17 protein-coding genes are annotated in these 23568 nt (G+C 61.9%); 7 read left to right on the top strand and 10 right to left on the bottom strand.

Annotated features, from left to right (window positions below; translation table 11 throughout):
• Positions 1-255: 255 nt before the first annotated feature.
• Complete coding sequence (gene cobA / locus ACTJLB_RS24935; protein WP_408473871.1) at positions 256-1035, top strand: uroporphyrinogen-III C-methyltransferase; 780 nt, start codon at positions 256-258, stop codon at positions 1033-1035.
• A gap of 27 nt (positions 1036-1062) precedes the next feature.
• Here the strand turns inward: cobA and ACTJLB_RS24930 are convergent, their stop codons facing one another.
• On the bottom strand, positions 1063-1947 hold the full coding sequence (locus ACTJLB_RS24930) for an MOSC domain-containing protein (RefSeq protein ID WP_408189858.1): 885 nt from the start codon (positions 1945-1947) through the stop codon (positions 1063-1065).
• Between the two features lie 382 nt (positions 1948-2329).
• On the opposite strand from ACTJLB_RS24930, the gene ACTJLB_RS24925 reads away from it, so the two are divergent.
• Both ACTJLB_RS24925 and ACTJLB_RS24920 read left to right on the top strand, forming a co-directional pair.
• Complete coding sequence (locus ACTJLB_RS24925) at positions 2330-2734, top strand: heme-binding protein (protein ID WP_020065974.1); 405 nt, start codon at positions 2330-2332, stop codon at positions 2732-2734.
• 176 nt (positions 2735-2910) lie between these two features.
• Positions 2911-5082 (top strand): malate synthase G, encoded by a 2172-nt coding sequence (locus tag ACTJLB_RS24920; protein WP_440784795.1) that lies wholly within the window; start codon positions 2911-2913, stop codon positions 5080-5082.
• Between the two features lie 222 nt (positions 5083-5304).
• On the opposite strand, the gene galU is transcribed toward ACTJLB_RS24920, so the two are convergent.
• Complete coding sequence (galU, locus tag ACTJLB_RS24915; protein ID WP_084690031.1) at positions 5305-6231, bottom strand: UTP--glucose-1-phosphate uridylyltransferase GalU; 927 nt, start codon at positions 6229-6231, stop codon at positions 5305-5307.
• A gap of 268 nt (positions 6232-6499) precedes the next feature.
• Entirely contained in the window at positions 6500-6655 is a 156-nt protein-coding gene (locus ACTJLB_RS24910; RefSeq protein WP_167455730.1) for a hypothetical protein, read from the bottom strand.
• Positions 6656-6894: 239 nt separating this feature from the next.
• Here ACTJLB_RS24910 and ACTJLB_RS24905 point away from each other — a divergent pair, with 239 nt between their 5' ends.
• Complete coding sequence (locus ACTJLB_RS24905; protein ID WP_440784794.1) at positions 6895-8115, top strand: acyltransferase family protein; 1221 nt, start codon at positions 6895-6897, stop codon at positions 8113-8115.
• 220 nt (positions 8116-8335) lie between these two features.
• Here ACTJLB_RS24905 and ACTJLB_RS24900 read toward each other — a convergent pair whose 3' ends face one another.
• From ACTJLB_RS24900 to ACTJLB_RS24890, 3 genes are all read right to left on the bottom strand, one after another.
• The gene (locus tag ACTJLB_RS24900; protein WP_440784793.1) at positions 8336-10801 is read right to left on the bottom strand and encodes a glycosyltransferase family 4 protein; all 2466 of its coding nucleotides are present in this window, start codon (positions 10799-10801) and stop codon (positions 8336-8338) included.
• Positions 10798-12264 carry a flippase gene (locus ACTJLB_RS24895; protein WP_440784792.1) on the bottom strand — a complete coding sequence of 489 codons (1467 nt, stop codon included), beginning with the start codon at positions 12262-12264 and terminating at the stop codon, positions 10798-10800. The genes ACTJLB_RS24900 and ACTJLB_RS24895 overlap by 4 nt, the downstream gene beginning before the upstream one ends.
• Before the next feature lie 66 nt (positions 12265-12330).
• The gene (locus ACTJLB_RS24890) at positions 12331-14532 is read right to left on the bottom strand and encodes a hypothetical protein (RefSeq protein WP_440784791.1); all 2202 of its coding nucleotides are present in this window, start codon (positions 14530-14532) and stop codon (positions 12331-12333) included.
• Between the two features lie 795 nt (positions 14533-15327).
• Between ACTJLB_RS24890 and ACTJLB_RS24885 the strand changes: the two genes are divergently transcribed.
• From ACTJLB_RS24885 to gmd, 3 genes are all read left to right on the top strand, one after another.
• Positions 15328-16425, top strand: a complete 1098-nt coding sequence (locus tag ACTJLB_RS24885) for an acyltransferase family protein (protein ID WP_440784790.1) — start codon at positions 15328-15330, stop codon at positions 16423-16425.
• A 101-nt stretch (positions 16426-16526) separates the two neighbouring features.
• Positions 16527-17177, top strand: a complete 651-nt coding sequence (locus ACTJLB_RS24880) for an SGNH/GDSL hydrolase family protein (RefSeq protein ID WP_227471219.1) — start codon at positions 16527-16529, stop codon at positions 17175-17177.
• A 38-nt stretch (positions 17178-17215) separates the two neighbouring features.
• Positions 17216-18259, top strand: coding sequence for a GDP-mannose 4,6-dehydratase (gmd, locus tag ACTJLB_RS24875; protein WP_027778326.1), 1044 nt, complete (start codon positions 17216-17218; stop codon positions 18257-18259).
• Positions 18260-18406: 147 nt separating this feature from the next.
• On the opposite strand, the gene ACTJLB_RS24870 is transcribed toward gmd, so the two are convergent.
• The 4 genes from ACTJLB_RS24870 to ACTJLB_RS24855 form a co-directional block, all read right to left on the bottom strand.
• Positions 18407-19573 (bottom strand): glycosyltransferase family 4 protein, encoded by a 1167-nt coding sequence (locus ACTJLB_RS24870; protein WP_020065961.1) that lies wholly within the window; start codon positions 19571-19573, stop codon positions 18407-18409.
• Between the two features lie 62 nt (positions 19574-19635).
• The gene (locus tag ACTJLB_RS24865) at positions 19636-20865 is read right to left on the bottom strand and encodes a glycosyltransferase family 4 protein (protein ID WP_408417834.1); all 1230 of its coding nucleotides are present in this window, start codon (positions 20863-20865) and stop codon (positions 19636-19638) included.
• On the bottom strand, positions 20862-22352 hold the full coding sequence (locus tag ACTJLB_RS24860) for a glucose-6-phosphate isomerase (protein WP_440784788.1): 1491 nt from the start codon (positions 22350-22352) through the stop codon (positions 20862-20864). Before ACTJLB_RS24860 ends, ACTJLB_RS24865 begins: the two co-directional genes overlap by 4 nt.
• A gap of 3 nt (positions 22353-22355) precedes the next feature.
• Positions 22356-23540: a glycosyltransferase gene (locus tag ACTJLB_RS24855; protein WP_440784787.1), complete on the bottom strand. Its 1185-nt coding sequence runs from the start codon at positions 23538-23540 to the stop codon at positions 22356-22358.
• Positions 23541-23568: the final 28 nt, after the last annotated feature.

The following is a 23568-nucleotide window of genomic DNA, read 5'->3' as shown; positions in this document are numbered from 1 at the left end:
CCTTCGCATCTTGGCGTGCTACTTGCATCGGCATTGGACGCATGAATGCCGCTCCGGCGACGCAGCCGGCGCATATCGACGGCATCAACTGGCAAGACACAACGCAGTGCCTCGCCAGATTGCGAATCCAGGAGCGGCAAATCAGCAGCATCGGACAACGGCGTCCCCTCGTGATCATCACGGGCGGACGCCGTTTTTGTTTGGCGCCGGCGGAACCCTACGCGCCGGCCACAGAGAGAAGCTAAGGACATCACGATGAACACGAACTCCGGCAAGGTCACGTTATTGAGCGCGGGTCCGGGAGAACTGGATCTGCTCACCATGCGAGCCGCGAAAGCCCTCGCTGCTGCGGACGTCGTCCTGCTCGACGACCTGGCGAATCCCGAGATCGTCACGCTCGCGCCGCAAGCGCGCGTGATCCGGGTCGGCAAGCGCGGTGGCTGCCGTTCGACACCACAAGCGTTTATCGAGCGCCTGATGCGGCGTTACGCGCAAAAGGGGCTGCACGTGGTCCGCGTGAAAGGCGGCGAAGCGCTGCTATTCGGCCGCGCCGGTGAAGAGCTCGCGGCCTTGCGCGACGCGGGGATTCCCGTGGAGATCGTCAATGGCATCTCGTCGGGATTCGCTGCCGCGGCGGGGCTCGGCATTTCGCTCACGCATCGCCGTCATTGTCACGGCGTCACGTTCGTCACCGCGCACACGGAAGATCACGGCGAACCGGATTGGGCCGCGCTGGCGGCAACGCGAACGACGCTCGCGATCTATATGGGGATGCGGCGTATTGGCAGCCTCGCCAGCGCGTTGCTCGCGAGCCTGCCTGCCGAGACGCCGGCTGCGGTCGTTCAATGGGCTGGCGGCACGAATGAGCGGCGCTTGCTGACGCGCCTTGATCGCCTCGCGGCCGACGCCACAGACGCGGGCTTCGGCAGCCCTGCAGTGATTCTGATCGGCAACGCGATCGGTGAAAGTATGGAGACGGAGTGGGCGCAACATGCGTCATCGCGCAGTGACGCGGCGCATGCTCGCGCCGCGTGAATGTGATGCAAGCGGTCGCACGACTCACTAGTCGCCAAAGCCCAGCTCTGCTTCGACTGCCTGGCCGACGCGCAGCAACGCGCCCGCCCCGCTCGTCACTAGCGCGTTATTGCCGAACGTGACCGCGCCGTTTCGCTGCGGGTTTGCACGATAAACGCTCATCGTGTCGGTCGGTTCGTTCGGCCAGTCGGGATCGCGCTCGCCCTTTGCCTGGTCGATGGTCGGCATCGGGCAGCGTGCACACAGTTTGACGAGACGCAGTTCGACGCCTTGTGCGCTATCGGAAGTCGCGTCGTCCACCCTCAGCGTTTCCAGATAGTCTTCTTCGTAAGCATCGAGCCCGCTTAACACCACGTTTGGACGGAACCGATCGATCGGAATGGACGGCGCGCCCTTCGCATTGAGGCGCGTGTTCAGGTCGTCGAGCGACGCCTGGCCGATCACGAGAACCGGGAAGCCGTCGGCGAAATGCGTGGTAGAGCGGCCCACACTCTCCGTATAAGCCGGATCGACAATGCGCTCGCGCTCGGGATCAAAGCGCAACAGCCGCACCGGCATGCCGAGAAATTCGGAGAACCACTTCGCGCATTCGTCGCCAGTGTCGAGCCCATAGGCTGCGTCGCGCCATACGGTGGTCTCGACGCTGGCCGCCGTACCGAGTCGCGCGGCGTCGAGCGGCGTACGCAATTCGCTCATGCCTGGCGCGCGAATCACCAGGTCCTGCGCGGCGATCTCGACCCTGATCAGCGCCATGCGTGGATACGCGCGCTGCGTGAGCATTGCGCCATTCGAATCGACGGCCATCCAGCCGCGATCGTATTCGAGACCTGTGGACAACACCCGCGCTTCGTTTAGCGCGATGCCCGCGCAGGATTTGATCGGATAGACAAAGAGCTCGCTGATGGTCGGCATGATGTGGGGCGTGGACGTTGGATTCGCGAGCGCCGGATCACGCACTCGCTCGTTTTTTATGGCAACTCCTGAATCAACGCACGATTGTAAATCGGTTCGGCACCATGACCGTGTTGCAACGGCGCTGCCGTGCGTCGGAATTGGGCCGTTTTGCGTCGGGTAATCCCGCATGGCGCTCTGCCGATGCGCCGCTCGACGCCGGTCATGACAGATGATCCCCGAAGACGCCGCCAATCGCGCCGCTGAACGATGGCGTTTCTTCGCATCGCGCTTGGACGTAGAATCCCCAATCAAGCTGATTCGCAAGGGACCCGCCGCAAACGATCGCCCTTCACGGTCCCTGCACGTCGCACCCTACAATGAACGAGACAGGAAATTGATTATGCTGAGCAAACCCGTGTTGACCGTAGCCGAAACGACCCGGATCCTCGAAGCCGCGCGCGCGGAAGCGGAGAAAAACAAGTGGGCCGTCGCAATCGTCGTGGTCGACGACGGCGGCCACCCGCTCGGCATGCTGCGCCTCGACGGCAGTGCGCCCTCGAGCTCGTATATCGCGACTGAAAAAGCCCGCACTGCGGCGATTGGACGGCGCGAAACCAAGGTGTACGAGGACATGATCAACAACGGCCGCACCGCGTTTCTCAGCGCGCCGCTGCTCGGCACACTCGAAGGCGGCGTGCCGGTGATCGTCGAAGGCCAGGTGGTCGGCGCGGTCGGCGTATCGGGCGTGAAGTCCGACCAGGATGCGCAGATCGCCAAGGCCGGCATTCAGGCGCTTGGCGTCTGAGTCAGGAACGGCGATGGCTTCGCCCATCGTTCACGCTAGCGCCATTACGAATGCCGCCGTGATGGCTTTCCCTTTCCTCTGAAGCGCAACAATCCGAAAGCAGGATCGTCCCAGCAGTAGCCCCAACGCGGGCCGATGTCCCCACGTCGGCCCCACTCAGACAGATGGAGCAGTCGATGACTCAGATGAACCCGCGCGGCGGATTGCAGGTCGCCGCCAATCTCGACCAGTTCGTCGAAACCGAAGCCCTGCCCGGCACCGGAATTGACAGCGCCGCATTCTGGTCAGGTTTCGACGCACTCGTGCACGAGTTGGCGCCTAAAAACCATGCGTTGCTCGCCGAGCGCGACCGCCTGCAAACGGAACTGGACAACTGGCATCGCGCCAATCCCGGGCCGGTGCGCGACTTACGAGCCTATCGTGCGTTTCTCGAAGGCATCGGCTATATCGTGCCGGCGCCTGCGAGCGTGAAAGCGACGACCGACCAGGTCGACACCGAAATCGCCGAACAGGCGGGCCCGCAACTCGTGGTGCCTCTGTCGAATCAGCGCTATGCGCTGAATGCGGCGAACGCGCGCTGGGGCAGCCTGTACGACGCACTCTACGGCACTGACGCGATTCCCGAGACCAACGGCGCAGACAGACAGAAAACCTTCAACCCGGTGCGCGGCGCTGCGGTGATCGCCTATGCCCGCAAGTTTCTCGACGAAGCCGCGCCGCTCGCGAACGGCTCGCATGCCGATGCGACTCGCTACAGCGTGGAAGGCGGCAAACTGGTCGCCGCGCTGAAGAGCGGAACGAGCGAACTCAAAACGCCCGCGCAATTCGTCGGCTATCAGGGCGACGCAAGCGCGCCGTCGGCAGTGCTGCTCAAACATAATGGGCTGCACTTCGAGATTCAGATCGACGCAAACGACTCGATCGGCAAGACCGACGCCGCGCACGTAAAGGACGTGGTGGTCGAAGCGGCGGTCAGCACGATCATCGACTGCGAAGATTCCGTTGCAGCCGTCGATGCAGATGACAAGGTTCAGCTCTATCGCAACTGGCTCGGTCTGATGAACGGCGATCTGACCGAAGAGGTCACGAAGAACGGCAAGACGTTCACACGCCGGCTGAATGACGACCGCGTGTACGTCGCCGCGAACGGCACGGCGCCCGTCGTACTGCATGGCCGCTCGCTGCTGTTCATCCGCAACGTCGGTCATTTGATGACCAATCCGGCTGTGTTGACGAAGGACGGTGCCGAGATTCCCGAAGGCATACTCGACGCCGTCATGACGACGCTGTGCGCGCTGCACGACCGCAAACACAAGTTGAATTCGCGCACCGGCTCGATCTATATCGTGAAGCCGAAAATGCACGGCCCCGCCGAAGTCGCGTTTGCGAGCGAACTGTTTGCGCGCGTCGAAGATCTGCTGAAGCTGCCGCGTAACACGATCAAGATGGGGATCATGGACGAGGAGCGCCGCACGAGCGTGAATCTGCTCGCGTGTATCGCCCAAGCGTCGGAACGCGTGGCGTTCATCAACACGGGCTTTCTCGACCGTACCGGCGACGAAATGCACAGCGCGATGGAAGCCGGCCCGATGATGCGCAAGGGCGACATGAAGTCGAGCGCATGGATCGCCGCATACGAACGTAGCAACGTGCTCGTCGGTTTGCACGCGGGCCTGCGCGGCCGCTCGCAGATCGGCAAGGGCATGTGGGCCATGCCCGATCTGATGCACGCCATGCTCGAACAGAAGATCGCGCATCCCAAGGCCGGCGCGAACACCGCATGGGTGCCCTCGCCGACTGCGGCGACGCTGCATGCGCTGCACTATCATCAGATCGACGTACAGGCGGTTCAGCAGCAACTGGAGCGCACCGACTATGCGAGCGTCCGCGACGAACTGCTGGACGGCCTGCTGACGATTCCCGTCGTCGAAACGGCCAACTGGAGCGCCGACGAAATCCGCGCCGAACTCGACAACAACGCGCAAGGCATTCTGGGCTATGTGGTGCGCTGGATCGATCAGGGCGTGGGCTGTTCGAAGGTGCCCGATATTCACAACATCGGCCTGATGGAAGACCGCGCGACGCTGCGTATCTCGAGCCAGCACATTGCGAACTGGCTGTATCACGGCGTGGTGACGCGCGAACAGGTCGAGGAGACCTTTAAGCGCATGGCGCAAGTGGTCGATCAGCAGAACGCCGGCGATCCGAATTACAGGCCCATGGCGCCCTCGTTCGACACCATCGCATTCAAGGCCGCGCAAGCACTGGTATTCGAAGGACGCCAGCAGCCGAGCGGCTACACGGAACCGTTGCTGCACAAGTTCCGTCTGCAAGTGAAGAACGGCTGAACTTGATATCGCGCCGCGGCTCGAAGAGGTTTCAAATTCGAGCGCGGCAAAAAAGGACGGGCGCCCGCGTGATTCGGGGCGCCCGTTTTCAATGCGCGCGATGTTTCGCGCGCTTCTGCGTGATGCTTCGACGTGATGCCTGATGCAACCTCGCGCTAATGCGCCGATGACACCGATCACGCGAATTACACGAATCGCGCGATCAGGATGTCCCGGCCTGGATCAAGCCGCTTCGGCCGTGTACTGAGGCTCCAGGCTTTCCGGATTCGCCTGTCCATTTGCGCGCATGTATGCGTGCAGATACGCTTCGAATTCCTCTTTCACCTCCGGATGGCGCAGCGCGAACTCCACCGTCGCCTTCAGGTAGCCGAGCTTGCTGCCGCAATCGAAACGCGTGCCGAAGTAGCGGTATGCGAGCACCTGCTCCTCGGTGAGCAGCGACTGCACTGCATCGGTCAATTGCAGTTCACCGCCGGCACCCGGCTTGAGCGCGCGAATATGCTTGAAGATGGTCGGCATCAGCACGTAGCGGCCCACCACGCCGAGGTTCGACGGCGCATTGTCCGGCGCCGGCTTTTCCACGATACCCGAGAGCTTGATCACGTTGTCTTCCCACTCACGGCCGTCCACGACACCGTACGAGCGGCTGTCTTCGCGCGCGATGGTTTCGACGCCGATCACCGAACTGTGATAGTGATTGAACGTATCGACCAACTGGCTCATGACGGGCTTCGAGCTGTGCAGCAGGTCGTCGGCGAGAATGACCGCGAACGGGCTTTCGCCCACCAGCTTTTCGGCGCACAAGACCGCGTGGCCCAGGCCGAGTGCTTCGGCCTGGCGCACATAAAAGCAGTCGACGTTGGCGGGTTTGATGCTGCGCACGAGGTCAAGCAGCTTCTGCTTGTTGCGTGCCTCGAGTTCGGCTTCGATCTCATACGACTTGTCGAAATGATCTTCAATCGCGCGCTTGCTGCGCCCCGTCACGAAGATCATTTCGGTGATACCGGCGGCAATCGCTTCTTCAACCGCGTACTGAATCAGCGGCTTGTCGACGATAGGCAGCATTTCCTTTGGACTTGCCTTGGTAGCCGGCAGGAATCGTGTCCCGAGGCCCGCTACGGGAAACACGGCTTTAGTGACTTTCAGCATGGTAGGCATTCCCAGATCGGTTAGAAATTGGTGTTCGCGGGCCGCTTGGGCCCTCGACGTCGCCAGAAAGGCTAACAAAAAATCTGCGCTAGATCACGCGTGAATTTCACAAATAATGCTTAATGCGCCCGACTCACAACTATTTGCGCCATTTGTCACGGGCACAGGAAACATTTACTTTCGGAAACCGAATTATCTGCGGACGATTCCGAAAAATTACTCACGCCAGAGGACCCCGCGCGGATTCCGTTAGCAAGCGCGTTGGCATTTACTGGCGTGCTTCCTCGTTTTCGTCGAGTTGCGGCAGCTTGCCCGGACTGATGCGGAAACGGCGGATCGGCTCATTGCGCAGCGCCTCGCGATAAGCTGAAGCGGCGACGAGGATCAGTAGCACGGCAATGCCGGCAAGCAAATGCAGGTTCATGACTTCACCTCTCATCAGGAGAATCCGTGCTGTAAATTAGCACGACAAAATCGATAAATAATTGATCGTCCGTATCTGCTTATGCGCAATTACATTTAGTCACAAAGGCCGCTCAAATAGACATTGGCTGTCATTTTTTATTCATTTTTTTATAGACGCGGTGAACTAGCATGTGATGCATCGCGTGCGGAGGTCGCGCGCGGATCCGCATTGCATGACTTCAAATAAAAGGACCGCGCATGAGCGACCCAGCACTGGATGCCGCCGGCTCATCCCTGCCCCTCTCTCCACCTGTGAAAGCCGCCGTGCCGCGCGTGCAGAGCGACGCACGTTCCGACAGTGCCGGCAAAGAACATGTGATCGACGCAATGCGAGGCTTTGCCGCGCTGCTCGTCGCGTATTTCCATTGCCGTCAGATCGAATGGGTCGGCATGCAGGCATTTCATCAGAATGCCGGGCATTCGTTGAGTTTGAAAACAATTGCGGCTTATCTGACTTTCCCGATTGCATGGGGATCGGCGGGCGTGCCGATTTTTTTCGTAATCAGCGGCTACTGCATTCACCGCAGCGGCGCCTTACGCCTTGCCAACAACCCGGCTTACCGGCTCGACGCAGGCAATTTCTGGGTGCGCCGCTTTACGCGCATCTATCCGGTGCTGCTCGCCGCGTTGCTGCTGACGCTCGCGCTCGACTGGTTCAGTCTTCAATTGCCGCCGGTTAGTCACAAGATTCGCGAGATCGGCGTACAGGCGTTTCTCGTCAATCTGTTCTCGCTGCAAGGCGTGGCCGGCAAGACGTATGGATCGAACGGCGCGCTGTGGACTCTTTCGCTGGAAGTGCAGTTCTACGCGATTTATCCGTTGCTGTTCGCGCTGCGTCGACGTATCGGCATGACCACCGTGCTCGCAATCGTCGCCCTAGTCAACGTCGTTTCTGCGTATGTGCTGGAACGGCATGACATCCAGTTTTTCACGTCGTACTGGTTTTCGTGGACCCTCGGCGCGTGGATTGCCGACGCGAAAGCCCGCACCTCCGCGAAGACCGGTTCGCCGCGGTGGCTCTATGCGCTCGCCGCTGGATTCATCGCGCTTGGTTGCGCCGCATTTCACTACGGTCAGTACGGCGCGTTCCAGCTCTGGGCAATCGGCTTCGCGTTCTATCTTTACAAGGCGCTGGAGCGCGGCAACGTCAACCAGCGCGACGGTTGGGGCTTGCGGCTTCTGTCGCGCTTTGGCGACTTCAGCTTTTCGTTGTATCTGATTCATCTGCCGATCTTCGTGCTGCTTTCGTCGGTCCTCTACCGCTCTTCGTTGCAGATGTCGATCTGGCCGTCGTTCGGCTATATGCTGGTCGCCGTGCCGGCCGCATACGTGTTCTACCGGCTGGTCGAATTACCGGCGATGAACTGGTCCGCCAGTTTCAAGCCGAAGTCCGCTAAAGGCGCGTTCGTGAAGTCGTAAAAAAAGCGGGGCGAATGTCAGTGACGTTCGCCCCGTTGCGCCAAATGACAGGAACCGGCCAAGTCCCTGCCTACCCCGCGTCAATCGTTCCTTTAACAGATGTTCCCGACAGTGCCTCTCGCTGCGTTGTCCGTCGCACGACGGCGGTCTCGGGCGCGATTCGTCAAGCCACGCCCTTTACCGCCTTCGTGCTTCATACAGATCGTGCTGCTCGTGCAGATCATGCGCCGGCAGCCTTGCCCGGCTGCGCCACACGCCTCAGGATCCGCTCCACACTCTCGACATAGCTGGACGTACCGAAGCGGTTCAGCGCCGTCATGTAGCCGTTTTTGACGAGCTTGTCGCGCAGTTCGTCGTTCGAGCGCAGTTCTGCCAGCACGTCGGCCAATGCATGAGCATCGCCCGGTGTGCACAGCACGCCGTTCTCGTAGTCGTCGATAATTTCAAGTACCCCGCCTGCACGCGCGGCCACGACCGGCCGTTGCGCAAGCATGCCCTCTACGATCACCCGGCCGAACGGCTCGGGCGTGATGGACGTGTGCACCACCGCATCCACCGCGCACATGCAGGCAGGAATATCGTGCTGGAAGCCAAGAAAATGCGCGCGGCCGCCGAGATCGTGCGCAGCGACGAACGCGCGCAATTCGATCTCGTACTGATCTTCGCCGAATAGCGCCGCACCAACCAGCACCGCGTGCATGTGCGGATTGAGCACCAGCGCCTGGAGCAGTACATGCTGCCCTTTCCAGCGTGCAAGGCGGCTGAACGAACCCACCAGGAAGGCATCTTTCGGCAGGTTCAGCTTCTCGCGCAGCGTGGCTTGCGGCACGTTGCGCAATGCGTCGAAGGGTCCCGCCGAAATGCCGTTGAACACCACGTCGATGCGTTTGTCGTCGAAATGCGTGAGGTCGGCGAATGCGCGCGCCGACGCCGCCGAATTGGCGATCACATGCGTGAGGCCGAGGCGTGCGCACCATTTGATGATCGCGAGCTGCTTGGACCCGAAATGCTCCGGACTTACGATGTCGCGCAGATGCCAGACCACCGGCCGCCTCGCGAGCTTGCCGGCGACCGCGCCGATCACCATCGCGCGCTGCGTGTTCGCATAGATCACCTGCGCGCTGCGCGCGCGTTTGGCCGTCGCGCGAACGAGCGACATCAGGCCCATCAGTGCCTGGCCCTTCGGCAACGAACCGCCCTGCTTGCGCACGTTGCGCAGCGCGCCTGCATCGAGCACCTCGACACTGGCGCCCACTTTATCGAGCGCGGTACGAAATGGGCCGTCGTCGAACAGCACCACTTGCATGCGGGAGCGTAGCGCCTTGACGATTTCGAGCAGCGACAGCTCGGCGCCGCCTAGCACGCCGCTTTGATCGACAGCGAGAATACGCGGCGCGTTCGCGGCCGGCTCCGCGTGATACGGCACATACGGCGGCAGCGTCGCGTTGCGCAGCGCGGGCACGGAAGCCCGCACGTGGGCGAAAAAGCGTTCCCGGAAGTTGGCTGCGGAAAAACGCTCGGCATTCGCGCGGCAATCGGTTGGCGAAAAACGCTTCACGTGTCCATCGAAACGCTCGACCGCGGCGATGATCGACTCCGCGCTCTGCTCGTCGAAGAACATGCCGGTCGGGCGCGGCTCCGACAGATCGCGCACCGTTTCGAGCGCACCGCCCTTGCCATACGCGATGACAGGCGTCCCGCACGCCTGCGCCTCGACCACCGAAATGCCGAAGTCTTCCTCGGCAGCAAAGACGAAAGCCTTGGCGCGGCTCATCCGGTCCTTCAGCACTTTGAACGGCTGGTAACCCATGATCTCGACATTGGGCCCCGCCTTCGCGCGTATCTTCTGCATGTCGGGACCGTCGCCGATGACGACGAGTTTTCTCTCGGGCATGCGCGCAAACGCCTCGACAATCAGGTCGATTTTCTTGTACGGCACCATCCGCGAGGCAGTCAGATAGAAGTCTTCCTTCTGCGTGCACAGCGTGAATGCTTCGACGTCGACAGGCGGAAAGATCACCTGCGCATCGCGCTGATAAACCTTTTTAATGCGCCGCGCGATGAAATCGGAGTTCGCAATAAAGCCGTCCACCGAGTTCGACGTGCGGATGTCCCAGTTTCGGATGTAATGCAAAATGAGCCGCGCCATTGCCGACTTCGGCCCGCTCGTCAGTTTCGACTGCTGCAGGTACTGGTGCTGCAAGTCCCACGCATAGCGGATCGGCGAATGCACGTAGCTGATATGCACCTGATCCGGACCGGTGAGAATGCCCTTGGCCACCGCGTGGCTGCTCGATATCACCACGTCGTAGGCGGATACATCGAGTTGCTCGATCGCGAGCGGCATCAACGGCAGATACGTGCGGTACTTGCTGCGCGCGAGCGGGAGCTTCTGAATGAACGATGTGGTCACCGGCTTGCCGCGCAAAAAGCTGCGGTCGTCGAGAAAGTCGACGAGGCTGAACAGGTCCGCGTCCGGAAAGCACGCCACGATCTGCTCGAGCACCTTCTCCGCACCCGCATACGTAACGAGCCAGTCGTGCACGATCGCCACGCGCACAGCTTTGTCGCCGCGCAGTGCGGCACGCCGCGGCGGCGCGTCAGCCGTAGGAACGGTGGTCAGTTCGGCCAGCGCACTGCGCGTCGGAGCTTGCAGCACGGCTTCTTCAAGGACTTCGTGGTTCATGCGCTTTTCCTCGGATTCAGTCGCAACAGCAGTGAACGCGCTAGATCGCGCAAGGCGGGTGTCATCGTGATGGACCAGGCGATGTTCGCGCCCACCATCAACAGGCCGGCGATGATCGCCATGGCGAGGCCCGGCAGGAAGCTGGAAAGCCAGAGGCTGGCCAGCAGGAAAGCGAGATGAGCAAGCATGTCGAGCGCGATTTGCCGCGCGCGGATCGCCGAAAGCCGCAACAGCACCGCGTAATCGAACAGCGCGCGGCCCGCCACCGCCATCGCCGCGCCAGTCAATCCGAAATGCGTGATGCCGAACCACAGCGCCCCTGCAAACAAGGGCAATTCGAACAGACCGACGCGCGCGGCCGTGGCCGGATTAACCTGCGACTGGATCAGGATCCGCGTCACGTTCGCCTGGCCCACGAGCCAGACCGCAACGATCATGATGCGTCCCACGGGCGCCGCGACGCTTGCAATTTCATTGCCGACCCAAAGGTGCAGGAACGGTTCGAGCACCAGCATCGCGATCAATGCGACCGGCGTGAACACGCCGTTGAGAAACTCGAGCGACTGCTGCGTGATAGTGTCGGCGTCCGCGCGGCCCACAGCGGAAAGCCGTGGAAAGAGCGTGCGCACCATGGCGGTGGGCACGATGTTCAAGCGCGTCACGAGGTTTTGCGGCACCGTGTAATACGTGACGAAGCGCGCACCGAGGCTCGTGCCGAGCATTGCGCGGTCGAGCGATTCGGCGATCATGTTGGTGACGCTCGCAATCAGCATCCAGCCGCCAAAGTTGAAAAGCCCCTTCGCCACACCAAGCTGCGGCGGCAGAACACTGCGTATTTCAAGCACTTTTAGCGCGGACCGGCCAAGCAGGATCGCAGCGAGAATACGTGCAAACACGGCGGCGGCCAGCACGTTCTGCAAGCTCGCACCGAGCCAGAGCGCCGCGCCGAGCGGCAGCAACTGAAACAGGAACGTGCCAATGGTCTGATTCGTGTTGTAGATGCCGAAGCGTTCGGCGCCGTTGATCGCGCCGGCGAACACCCACGACACGTTCGCAATCGGAATCGCCACCGCGAGCCACGGTAGCGCCATATACACCTCGTGCTGCAGTTCCGGCGAGACCTTCGTGAAATACGCGGTGTAGAGGAACGCACCGAAATAGATGATCAACCCGCCGACCACGCCCGTCACGAGATTGAGCCACGTCGCGCTCCAGAACACGCGCGCGCTCTCGTCCTTGTTGCCCGACGCGCGCGCCTTCGAAATGTGATTCTGCGCGGCCATGCTCATGCCCAGATCGAGAATCCCGAAGTAGCCGATCAGCGTCCACACGAGGCTGATTACGCCGTAGCGTTCGACGCCGAGCAGCCTGATATACGACGGCACGGTGACGAGCGAGACGAAAGTCGGCAGCACGAGTCCGAAGAAATTGATCGCTACGTTCTTGAGAATGCCTTTGTCCATCGGATGCCCTGGGTTCGACTACGATTGCCTGTTTTTTTCGTCATGCGTGGTGTTGCCGACGCGTCGTCAAGGTTTCCAGCGGTACATCAGCACCTTGCCGCGGGCGTCTTCCTCGACGAATACGAGGTACTCGCCGTCGGCTCGCTTCGCCGCGCTGATGCCGTTGGGTACGTCGACCCAGCCGGACGCCCGGCCCACTTCGGGGCCGGGCCGGATTACGCCGAGTTCACGGCCGCTGTCCTTGTCCCACACATGCACCGCGCCCACCGGTTCGACGCCGAAGATGTATTGCCCCTCGACCGTGAGGCCGATGATCGTCGCGATGGGCTTGTTTTGTGTCTGCCACGGCAGCGCGATCGAATAGCGCTGCACCGGCTTGCCGCTCGACCATTTGTCGTAGCGCACCAGCACGCGGCCCACTTCCTTCCAGAAGCCGCGATCGACCGGCGTGTCGGGCGTATAGCCGCTCACGTACATCGTGTCGGTCTCGGGCTCGTAGATCGCGCGATGCAGTTCGGTGAACGGCTGCGGCACCGGGTACTGCGTGAGGTCCGAATACGAGTAGATGGGGTTGCCCTTCGCATCCAGACCGCCGAAGCGAAAGCGATAAATGCCCTTGGTGTCACGCGTTCGCCAGATGTCGCCCGCGCTATCCACCCACCAGCCCCAACCGCCCGCGAGCTTCGTGCCGCTCGTGTTCGGGGCGAATTCGTCGCTATTGAATTTGCCGTCGCCGTTCGCGTCGCGCCAGATCCAGTCGCCGCCCGGCGGCGCGTTCGGTACCTTGGCGACCGCGCGCTCGCGGCCCGCGATAAAGCCGGACGGAATCGCCGTTTCGCCATCGCGTTGCGGATCGAAGCGATAGATCTTCAGATGGTCCGCATACATGTCGGTCAGGTATAGAAAGGTGTGGCCCTTCAGCTTGCGGGCGATCGGCAAGCCCGGATATTGATCGGTGTGAAAGACCGGATCGTCCGGGTATCTGAAGCGGTTAGAAAGGAATCCGACATATTTCCAGTCCTGCCCCGCAGGCTTCGACAAATCGAGCTCGAAACGCTTGTTACCGGTGTACACGCTGTCTGGCCGCGACGGATCGATCCATGCACCATCGACGAAAAGCAGTCCCTGCACGAGCCAGTTCTGTTTGCCGTCAGACGCGTAGCTTTCAAGGGTCGCGCCGAGGCCCGCGCCGATCGGCTCATAACGCGGGCCGATGCCGTTGGTCGATACATAGACGTTTCCGCTTGCATCCACGCCTACGCCTGTTAGTCCGTTGAAACGTCGGGGACCCGGTCTTCCCGCGACGTCGCTAAAAATTCCGCCGCGCTCGCCCAGTGAGCCCGACTGCGCGTATTGGCCATTGCTCTTGCTAAAGAACAGCACCTGCTGTCGCGGACCGTTGTCGGCGATCAGAATGCGGCCTTTCGCATCGACGGCGATATCGACGGCGAGCGTATCGGCGGGCAGTTCGAACGTCTCGTCGATCCGCTTGCCGCCCGGCGTGTAATGCTCGACATGCGGCGCACGATCGTTGCGCGTACCGCTCAGCACCCACAGCGTGCCGTCCGGCGCAAGCGCGATCCGGCCGGGCTCGTGCACGCTCCACGTGGTCTTCTGCTGCATCGACTCCGCGTCGTACACCTCGATGCGGTCTCGCGCCGTGTTGGCCGCATATAGCGTGGTGTCGCTGGCCGCGAGTCCGCCAATCTCGGCGCTCGTGCCCGTCGGCACTTCGTTCATCATCAGAAAGCCGGCGGCGAGTTGCGCATGCGGGTCAGCGGCTTTCGCCGCGGGCTGAAACGGCGCGGCACGTTTTGGATCGGCAATCTGCCGGCGCGAGATGCCGAACCACTGCTTGCCTTTTACCGGCCACACGCCCTGTTCGACCAGCCGGCCTTTTTCGTTGCCGACCGCAATAGCAACAAAGGCGTACTTGCGGTTGATCGCGATCGCGTTGCCGCCGCTGTTACCCCACCCATGCGTTCCGCCCGCGAAGCCGAGCATTTTGCCGTTCTGATAGACGCTCGCTTCTGCGCCGCTTTCGTCCCATGGCGCATTCGTATAGACCTTGCCGTCGGGCGCGACCGCGATCGCCGTGATGTTGATCTGTGCCCACGTGCCGTCACCGAAACCAAACGTGTTGCCGATCCATGACGTCTTCGCGTTCAACGCCGTTTCCGCGCGAGCCGCCGAAGTGGCCGATGCAACAGCCAGTCCGACAGCGCACGCAAATACCGCGAGCCAGCTTTTGAACGTGAAACGGGGCAAGGTATGTCCTCCAGTCGATGCAAACCGATGCTTTGACAGAACTGTGATCCGGGTACGCGACCAGGCGAGCGTGCTAACGCGAGCGCCATTGGCAACAGCGTTGCAGGAGTGATGGCAAGCGCCATTCATGAACGCGCGCGGCTATCGGCACATAGACGACTCAGTGAAAGATGAAGGCGCAGCGCGAAGCTTGCCGTCGTGCGCGGCGTCAGCACACACACGCGCTCTTCCGCTTCGAAGATGCAGGCCGCGCCACGCTGCAGTACGCCACATCGAACTAACGCGGTGCGCGGCGCACGCGCAGTCCCAGGACGCCCAATGCGCAAGGCTCACATTACGCGTAAAAAACTCCGCGACGAAAATCGAAAATAATTCAAAAATATTCGACACTTTAAAACGATGCGAAAGAAATCATTTTAAAAATGCATTAAAAGAAAATATGTCCGTGCAGCGTGCGAATGAGGCATGCGCGCATCGCTGCTGTTCGTCTATTGTTCGTCTTTTGTTCCTCTTTCCGCCTAACAGGGCAGTGCGGACGGTCACTTCATCACGCGATTTTCACCCGGCGTCATGAGCGCGACACAAGCATGGAAACGTCGCGCCAATGCATAACGAAACAACCTGTTTCAATCTGGTTCATTTATCCATTTCATTCCCGTTTTTTCACGATTTTCTTTTGCCTAGAATCAAATGCACTGACGTCGCGGCCGCAGCGGGCGCGACTGGATATCTGCCCCGGCTCGCGGCTCCTCGCGGATCCTTGCGGCTCTTCGGCTTCCACACCATGGACGGTTCATGACTGTTAGCGCACTGCCCACAGCGCCTTCCCATTCACGCCGCATCGTGCAGCTCGACGGCTTGCGCGCGATCGCCGTGCTCGCGGTGTTCGCGCAGCACGCGTTGAAAGCGCCGCTGTGGATGGGCGTCGATCTGTTCTTTGTACTGAGCGGCTTTCTGATTACCGGCATCCTGCTCGAACGCAAGGCACGTGAGCAGTCGTACTTCGGCTACTTCTATGCACGCCGTGCGCGGCGCATTCTGCCGCCCTATCTGCTGCTGATGGCGGTCTCCTCGATCCTGTTCGGCTTCGGCTGGGCGCAGCACTGGCAGTGGTACGCATTCTTCGCAACGAACATTGGCGATGCGCTGAATCAGAGCGGACACGACAGCCTGAATGTGTTGTGGTCGCTTGCAGTCGAAGAGCAGTTTTATATCGTCTGGCCGTTCGTGATTCTGTTCGTCCCCGAGCGTGCGCTCGCGTGGGTGGCCGCCGCGCTGGTCCTGCTCGTGCCAGTGCTTCGCGCAGTGGCCACGCCATGGTTCGATTCGTTCTGGCCGATCTATTACCTGACGCCCTTTCGCATGGATCTGCTCGCGGCCGGCGCGCTGCTCGCCGTCGCTGTGCGGCGCGATTGTCACGCACTCGAACCGTTCAAGGGGGTTGCGGTGCTGGGCGTGATCGCTGCCCTCGCCGCGCTCGCCTGGCTGCATCTGCACTTTCCGCGTTTTCGCGCGGCGAATACACCGCTGTCCAATGCGGGGCTTTACAGCATTTCGTTGGTGCTTTGCACATCCGTCGTGGTCATCGCCCTGCAAAGCAAGGGCATCGTCAAACGGCTGCTGTGCAATCCGGTGCTCGTGTATATCGGCACGATCAGCTACACGATCTATCTGATTCATCTGAGCGTGCTGTATGCGCTCTGGCCGCTGCAGATGAACCGCTATGTGACCGCCGCGCTCGCGCTCGTTATCACGATTGCATATGCAAGTCTCACCTGGTTCGGATTTGAGAAGCGCCTGATTTTCGGTCCTCGCGGCAACTCGCATGCGACGGCGGGCACCAGTGCGGGCGTGGCGAGCGCTGCGCCGCAAGTACCGCAAAGCCGCGCATGAGATGCCCCGCACGGCTTCGAGCCGCCGCGATATGTGCGTCGCTTGCCGGACTGTCTCTGTGTTCGCCGGGCGCGAGTGCTCAAGCCACTCAAGTGGAGCGGATGCAAGCGCACACGCAGGTCGTGATCGACGCATACGGCGATTCCACGACGCTCGGTATTTCATGCAGCGAAGGCCATTGCGCGCCGCAAGCGCAGAACGCCGTGGCTTATCTGCAGGACGAATTGCAGACGCATCACGGCGACCGCGTGCGCGTAGCCAACTACGGCGTGGGCGGCACGATGGCCATGCAATTGCTCGACGGCACGGGTAATCGGCGCGCCGGGCCGACCGCCGGTTTGCCATGGCGCGAGCGGCTCGCTGCGTCGCCCGCGCGAATCGTGTTGATCAACTACGGCATCAACGAAGTGATGCAGAACCAGACGCCCGAGCAGTTCTACACGGCGCAAACCGCGCTCGTCAAAACCGCTCGCGCGCTCGGCAAGGAGCCGGTGCTGGAGACATCGAATCCGATGCCCGATAACCGGCTCAATGCGCGGCTCGCCTCGATGGTCGCGATGACGCGTCGCGTAGCCGACGAACAGCATGTGCCGCTCGTCGATCAGTTCGCGTACATCAGCAGTCTGCCGGACTGGAAGACGTTGATGTCCGACGGCGCGCATCCAAAGCCGGGCTTGTACAGGCTCAAGGCCGAGCAGGATTTTCAGGTCGTCGAACCGCTGGTGCGGCGGCTTCTCGATGGCACGCTCTGAGGTGCTCTTTTTTCTTTTACCAATATTGAAGGCAAGCTATGAGCCAACCACGCAAAGCGATCATCACCGGTGTGTCGGGACAAGACGGCGCCTACCTGACCCGATTGTTGCTCGACAAGGGCTATCAGGTCACCGGCACCTATCGGCGCACGAGTTCCGTGAATTTCTGGCGCATGCGCGAGTTGGGCGTGCTCGACCATCCGAATCTGCGTCTCGTCGAACACGACCTGACCGACCTCGGCTCGACGCTGCGTCTGCTCGAAGGCGCGCAGGCCGACGAATTGTATAACCTCGCCGCGCAGAGTTTCGTGGGCGTATCGTTCGACCAGCCGGTGACGACCGCCGAGGTAACCGGCATCGGCGCGCTGAATCTGCTCGAAGGCATCCGCATTCTCAACCCGAAGATGCGCTACTACCAGGCATCGACATCGGAAATGTTCGGGCTCGTGCAGGCGGTGCCGCAACGCGAGGACACGCCCTTCTATCCGCGCAGCCCCTATGGCGTCGCGAAACTGTTCGCGCATTGGTCGACGATCAACTATCGCGAGTCGTATGGTCTCTTTGCGAGCAGCGGCATTCTGTTCAATCACGAATCGCCGCTGCGTGGCCGCGAATTCGTGACGCGCAAGATCACCGACACGGTCGCAAAGATCAAGCTCGGCAAGCAGGATGTGCTGGAACTCGGCAACCTCGGCGCGAAACGCGACTGGGGTTTCGCGCTCGAATACGTGGAAGGCATGTGGCGCATGCTGCAAGCCGACGAGCCGGACACCTTCGTGCTCGCTACCGGCCGCACTGAAACGGTTCGCGACTTCGTGCGCATGGCGTTCGCCGCGGCGGATTATCAGATCGAGTGGTCAGGCAAGGAAGAGCGCGAAACGGGCATCGACGTGGCGACTGGCAAGACGCTCGTGCGCGTGAATCCGAAGTTCTACCGGCCGGCTGAAGTCGATCTGCTGATCGGCTGCGCGGACAAGGCGCGCGAGAAACTCGGCTGGCAGGCGCAGACCACGCTCGAACAACTGTGCCACATGATGGTTCATGCGGACATTGGGCGCAATCAGCAACACGAGACGTTTTAATCAGCGACCCTCAGCAACCGCCCCGCACGCCCGCATTGGGGCGATGCAGCGGCGGCAGCACAAAAGCAGGCACATGAAAAAGGCGCCGGCTCTCTTCTTCAGGAGCCGGCGCCTTCTTTATTTCGTCCCGCAAAATTCAATGCTCGATCAATGCACCCCGCCCGAAGCAATAGCCTCGCTGTACACCGACGCCACCCGTTTCGCGATCACCGAGTTATCGAAGTTTTCACGCGCATAGCGCCGGCACGCATCGGCATCGGGCAACTTCAGCGAGCCGCTTAGCGCGCCGGCAAGTCCCGCTGCGATCGCCTTTGCGCCGGTCTCCGGCAGCACCAGATCGGGCGACAGCCCCGCAACCGCCTCGGGCAAGCCGCCAACCGGCGTAACCAGCACCGGCGTGCCCGACGCGAGCGATTCGACCGTGATGAGGCCGAAGCCTTCGAGCGCGACTGTCGGCACCACGCTGATATTCGCCGCGCGATACAGCGCCGCCAGATGCTGATCCGGCACGAAGCCAAGAAGCTTCACGTTGTCCTGCAAGCCGGCCTCGTCGATGCGCGCTTGCAATTCGTCCGCGAGACGCCCCTTGCCTGCAATCAGAAGCAGCACATCGGGGTGGCTCGGCTTGAGCAGCCTGATCGCATCGATCAGATCTTCGAGACCCATGCGCCGCACGAGACGCCGCACCGCGAGCACGATCGGTCTGTCCTGCGGCAATTGCAGTTTCAGACGCGCCTCGGCGGGCGTGATGGGCAGATTGAATTGTTCGACGTCGACGCAGCCCGGCACCACACGCACACGCTCCGGCGAGATGCGATAACGCGAAGTCAGAATCTTGCCGAACGCCTCCGACAACACGATGAGACGCGACGAGCGCGTATAGACCGATTGTTCGAGATAACGCTTCGCGCGCTGACCGAGCGAATCCGCGCCTTCAACATGGCTTTCGTCGGCCCACGGTCCCTGAAAATGCGAGACCTGCGGAATGCCGCGCGTCACGTCGAGGCCCGGAAACGTATAAAGCGCGAAGTGCGACGAGATCACGTCGGGACGCGAGGTACTGATTTCCTGGCGCAGCGCGCGACGCGCGGCCATCAGCCGCAAAGGCAGCGACTGGCCGGCGGAGCCGAAACCGTTGATCGCACCGCCGGTGTCGGCAGCAACCTTCGGCGAGCCTGCTACGACGCCGCGCACCGCGACGCCCGCGCCCGGCAGCGCGCCGACCAGCGAGTAATACATGCGGTCGAGGCCGCCCGCGCGCTCCGGGAACCAGTGCATGCCGATCTGCAGCGATTTGATTGAGCTTGTCGTCATTGTCGTTGCCTTATTGAGCCTTTTTGTATCCGGTGAGTAGTGTTGAACGCTAGCGCGTAGCGTCATTCGACGCGCTTGTGTCCGGCCAGCGTGTTCAGCGTGAGCGCGTCGGTCTTCGCGACCACCGCCGCCTCGGCTTCCTTGCGCCGGCGATTCTTCTGCTGCCCCTCGATCTGCCGATACAGCGCGATATATTGCGCGGCCATGCGCGCCCAGCCGAAACCGGTCGCGAGTTCGTTGGCGGCGACGCCCATCTTGCGACGCGCGTCGTCATCGGCGGCGAGGCGTGCGACCGCCCCTGCGAGCGCCTTCGGATCGTCCGGATCGTCGAGCACGATCCCGCATTCGGGCGTGATGATTTCAGCGCCGCCCGCGGTGCGCGCGGTCACGACCGGCAACCCGGCCGCCATCGCTTCGAGCAGCGACAGGCTCATGGCCTCGTAACGCGACGGAAACACGAACGCATCGACCGAATGCATCAGCACCGGCATCTCTTTGACGAGCCCGAGAAAATGCACGCGATGCGCGATGCCGAGCGCCTTCGCCTCGTCCGGATACGGACTGCCCGGCAGAAAGCCCGCCACTGCGATATGCACGTGTTCGGGCAAATGCTTGAGCGCGGCTAGCACGGTGCCGAGGTTCTTGCGCGGCGTACGCAGATCGCCGACGAACAGCAGCAAGAATGCGTCTTGCGGCAAGCCGAATTTCGCGCGATCGCCGGTGGCCGCAGCGAAGCCTTGCGTATCGACGCCGTTGTAGATCACGTCCACACGGTTATCAGGCGTGAGGCCGATGGCGCGGATTTCATCGGCGACTTTTTGCGAGACCGCCGTAATGACCCTCGAGCGCCGGTAGGCCCAGCGCTCGAGCAACGCATTGCAGCGCGTATATACCGACTGATACGCGGACCACGCGCCCTTCGTGAGACCGAACGGGTAGTACTTGCTGCCGAGCCACCCGCTGTGCACGAAGTGCGACGTGTTGACGTCGGCGGGCATCCACGTGATGAAGCCGTTCACGTGGAGCACGTCGTATTCGCGGCGATGGGAGCGCAGCCACATTGCGCTCTTGAACGCGAACACCTGCTGGCGCAGCAGATTGGTCGGCCACCAGCGGCCGATTTTCATCGGCACCCAGCGGACATTCGGATGAACGAGCAGATCGGGCGCGACGTGCGAGGCAATCAGCGTGACGCCGATATTCTCGTCGAGCGCCGCGCGCGCGATCTCGTGGTTGACGCGCCCCTGGCCGTCGTTATGGCGCACAACGTGCGTGACAATGGCGACTCTCAATCAGTGCCTCCGTGGAAAAGTTGCGTGCGGAATAACGTACCGGCGCGGTTGATTTTTTCGTAATGCACCGCGGAAAGGATCGAAAAAACGCTCATGAAAAGCAGCAGGCCGCCGGTGCCGACCAGCGAATTGGTGAACACCAGCATCGCGAAAGTCGCGAGGCACAGGCTCAGGCATGCGGACACGTACTTGTCGTTGCGCAGCCTGATCGACGCAAGCACGGCGCGCGTCAATAGCCAGACGATGCCGGACATGTAAAGCAGCGTGCCGGGCCAGCCGAGCACGAACGGGATGTTCATCACGCCGCTGTCGAAGTTGCCGTACTGGCCGAGCTGGCCGCCGTCGTTCGAGAGCTTGGTCGAGGTGCCGGTCGCGCCCATGCCTTCGCCGGAGACATCGGTAAAGGCGGTTTTCGCGAAGGTCGCATAGAACTCGTTGCGGGCCGCGTAGCTCTGGTCGTCGTTCAGATTGACGATGGTGGACAAGCGCGCCTGCATCCGCTCGGCCACCGGACCGACCGCGAGGAGCGGCACGCACAGTCCCGCTAGCAACACCGCGCTCGCGACGATGCGCACCCGCACCTTGTTGTTGGACTTGATCAGCTGGATCAGCAGCGCGATGATCCAGCCGCCCCATGTGGAGCGCACGAGGCTCAATGCGAACGAAAAGAAACCGAGCGCCGCGGCGACCCAGCGCACGCGATGCGTGGCCGCCATCACGTACACCATCGCGCCCATCATTGCGAACGCGAACGGCCCTGACGAATTCATCGTGCTGAAGACGCGCACGCCCATCGGCACAGGGTCGCCTTGCGAGTTCATCTGCGAGCCGAGCATCCACAGTGCGTCCCACTGCGGCATGATGAAAAACTGGATCAGCCCGTAGCCGCCCATCACGAGCATGCCCCAGATGAACGTGTTCACGATGGTGTCGCGGTACTGCGGATACTGGCGCGTGTTCGCCATGATGTGAAAGCCGATCAGAATCGGATACAGCCAGTTCGCAAGGTCGTAGGTGGCCGCGAGCGGGCCGCTCGACACCACGCCGACAAGATAGGCATAGACGAGTCCGAGCAGAATCAGCAGCACCGGAAGTCCGCGCCGTTGTCCGAGCAGCCTGTAGTAGCGTACGAGCGACAACGCGCTGATCATCGTGACGGCGAGCGGCGCGACCTGGATCAGGCTCGTCGGCGTGAACGAGCCTTTGGACCAGTCGGCAAGGCGGCGCACTTCAGGGCTCAGGAACCATAACCACCACATGAAGCCGATATAGCGCGCCGGGCTCTTGAAGTAGAGCCACAGGCCGGTTGCGATTGCGAGGACGGGAAACGCGAGCGTGAGCACCGTGCCCTGACGCGCGACGATCAGTACGGCCGTGACGAGCCACAGCATGGCTGCGGGCAGCCACTCGCGACGTTTGCGCGACGCACCTACGCTGCCCGGCATGCCGGGTGTGGGCGAAAGGTCGGCTCGCGGAAGCGTCGACATCGCTTAGAGGCCTCCGCGCGATTCTTGCGCGGTGCTGCGTTGAGCATGAGCGCCCACCGCCTTGTCCGCGTCGGCAGAAGGCGCCGCGCGGCCGCGTGCCGCGGCGCCGCGAGCGCGCAGCATCTCCTGCGTGATCCGCACATGCTGCATCGCGTAGTGCTGCGTGGTCAGATCGCGCGACAGCAGGCCGGCAGCCGCGGCCTGCGCCTGGCGCAATGCTTCCACGGGCGCGGCGGCGAGCCGGTCAACCGCATCGCGCAACGCAGACGGATTGAATGGCGGAATGTACGCGGCCTCGCCAGCCGGGAAATAATCCTGCAAGGCGCCGACGTCGGTCACGACCATCGGCTTGCCGACCGCCGCCGCCTCCAGCATCACGGTAATACCTGACGCGTGCGTGTTCGGCCGCAACGGCACGACGATCACATCGGCCCAGTCATACAGTTCGTGCTGTTTTCTGATGCCCGAGAACAGCGCGATTTCCACATTCGGCGCGCGCAGCGACGCGGGAATGCGGCGGCGCGTGGCGAGCTTCACCGTGTAGCGCGCGTCGTTGCCGAACGCCCCGATGAGCGTGTCCCAGTCGCGGTCGCGGTCGTTGCCGATCGCGGCAATGCGGATCGGCGAATGCGGCTTCCATTCGGTCGGCGCTTTAACCGGAAAGTCGCGCGTGTTCAGACCGTAGAGAAGCGGCTTCGCGTCGCGATTGAAATAGCGCTTGCACAACGCCGCGTTTTCGCTCGCGAGCGTGGTCAGCTGATCGGCGCGCGTCATCAGCTTGCGATACAGCCACTTACGCACGATTCCATACGAAGGCCATTTGTCGAGCAGCCACACGCTTTGCGCGAGCAGAAGCGGCGATGAGTCCGCGCCGGCCTTGCGGCCGCTCAGCAGGAGCATCAACGCGGCTGACAGCCATTCCTGTTCGGTGTGCGTCCAGATCACATCGGAGCGCAACATTTCCGCGCGATTGCGCCACGTATGGATGAAGTCGAAACCAAGCACTGCCTTCAGCGCGCGTCGAACGAGCCGCATCGGCTTACCTTCGCGAGCGTCCTGTGAATAGGTCAGCGCGAACGCGTCCGATTCGGCGTGGTGATAGCCGTACAGGCAACCGATGTTGTCGCCCGGTCGATAGAAACGCGGATCGGCGCCGTAAAACAGATGAACGTGGACCTTCGTACTCATGCAGACACTCCCTTTGCCGATGCTGCAG

This window comes from Paraburkholderia sp. 22098, from assembly GCF_052045935.1.
Lineage (GTDB): Bacteria > Pseudomonadota > Gammaproteobacteria > Burkholderiales > Burkholderiaceae > Paraburkholderia > Paraburkholderia caledonica.
The sequence above is the reverse complement of the archived record's forward strand: the minus strand, read 5'-3'. Positions and strand labels throughout refer to the sequence as shown.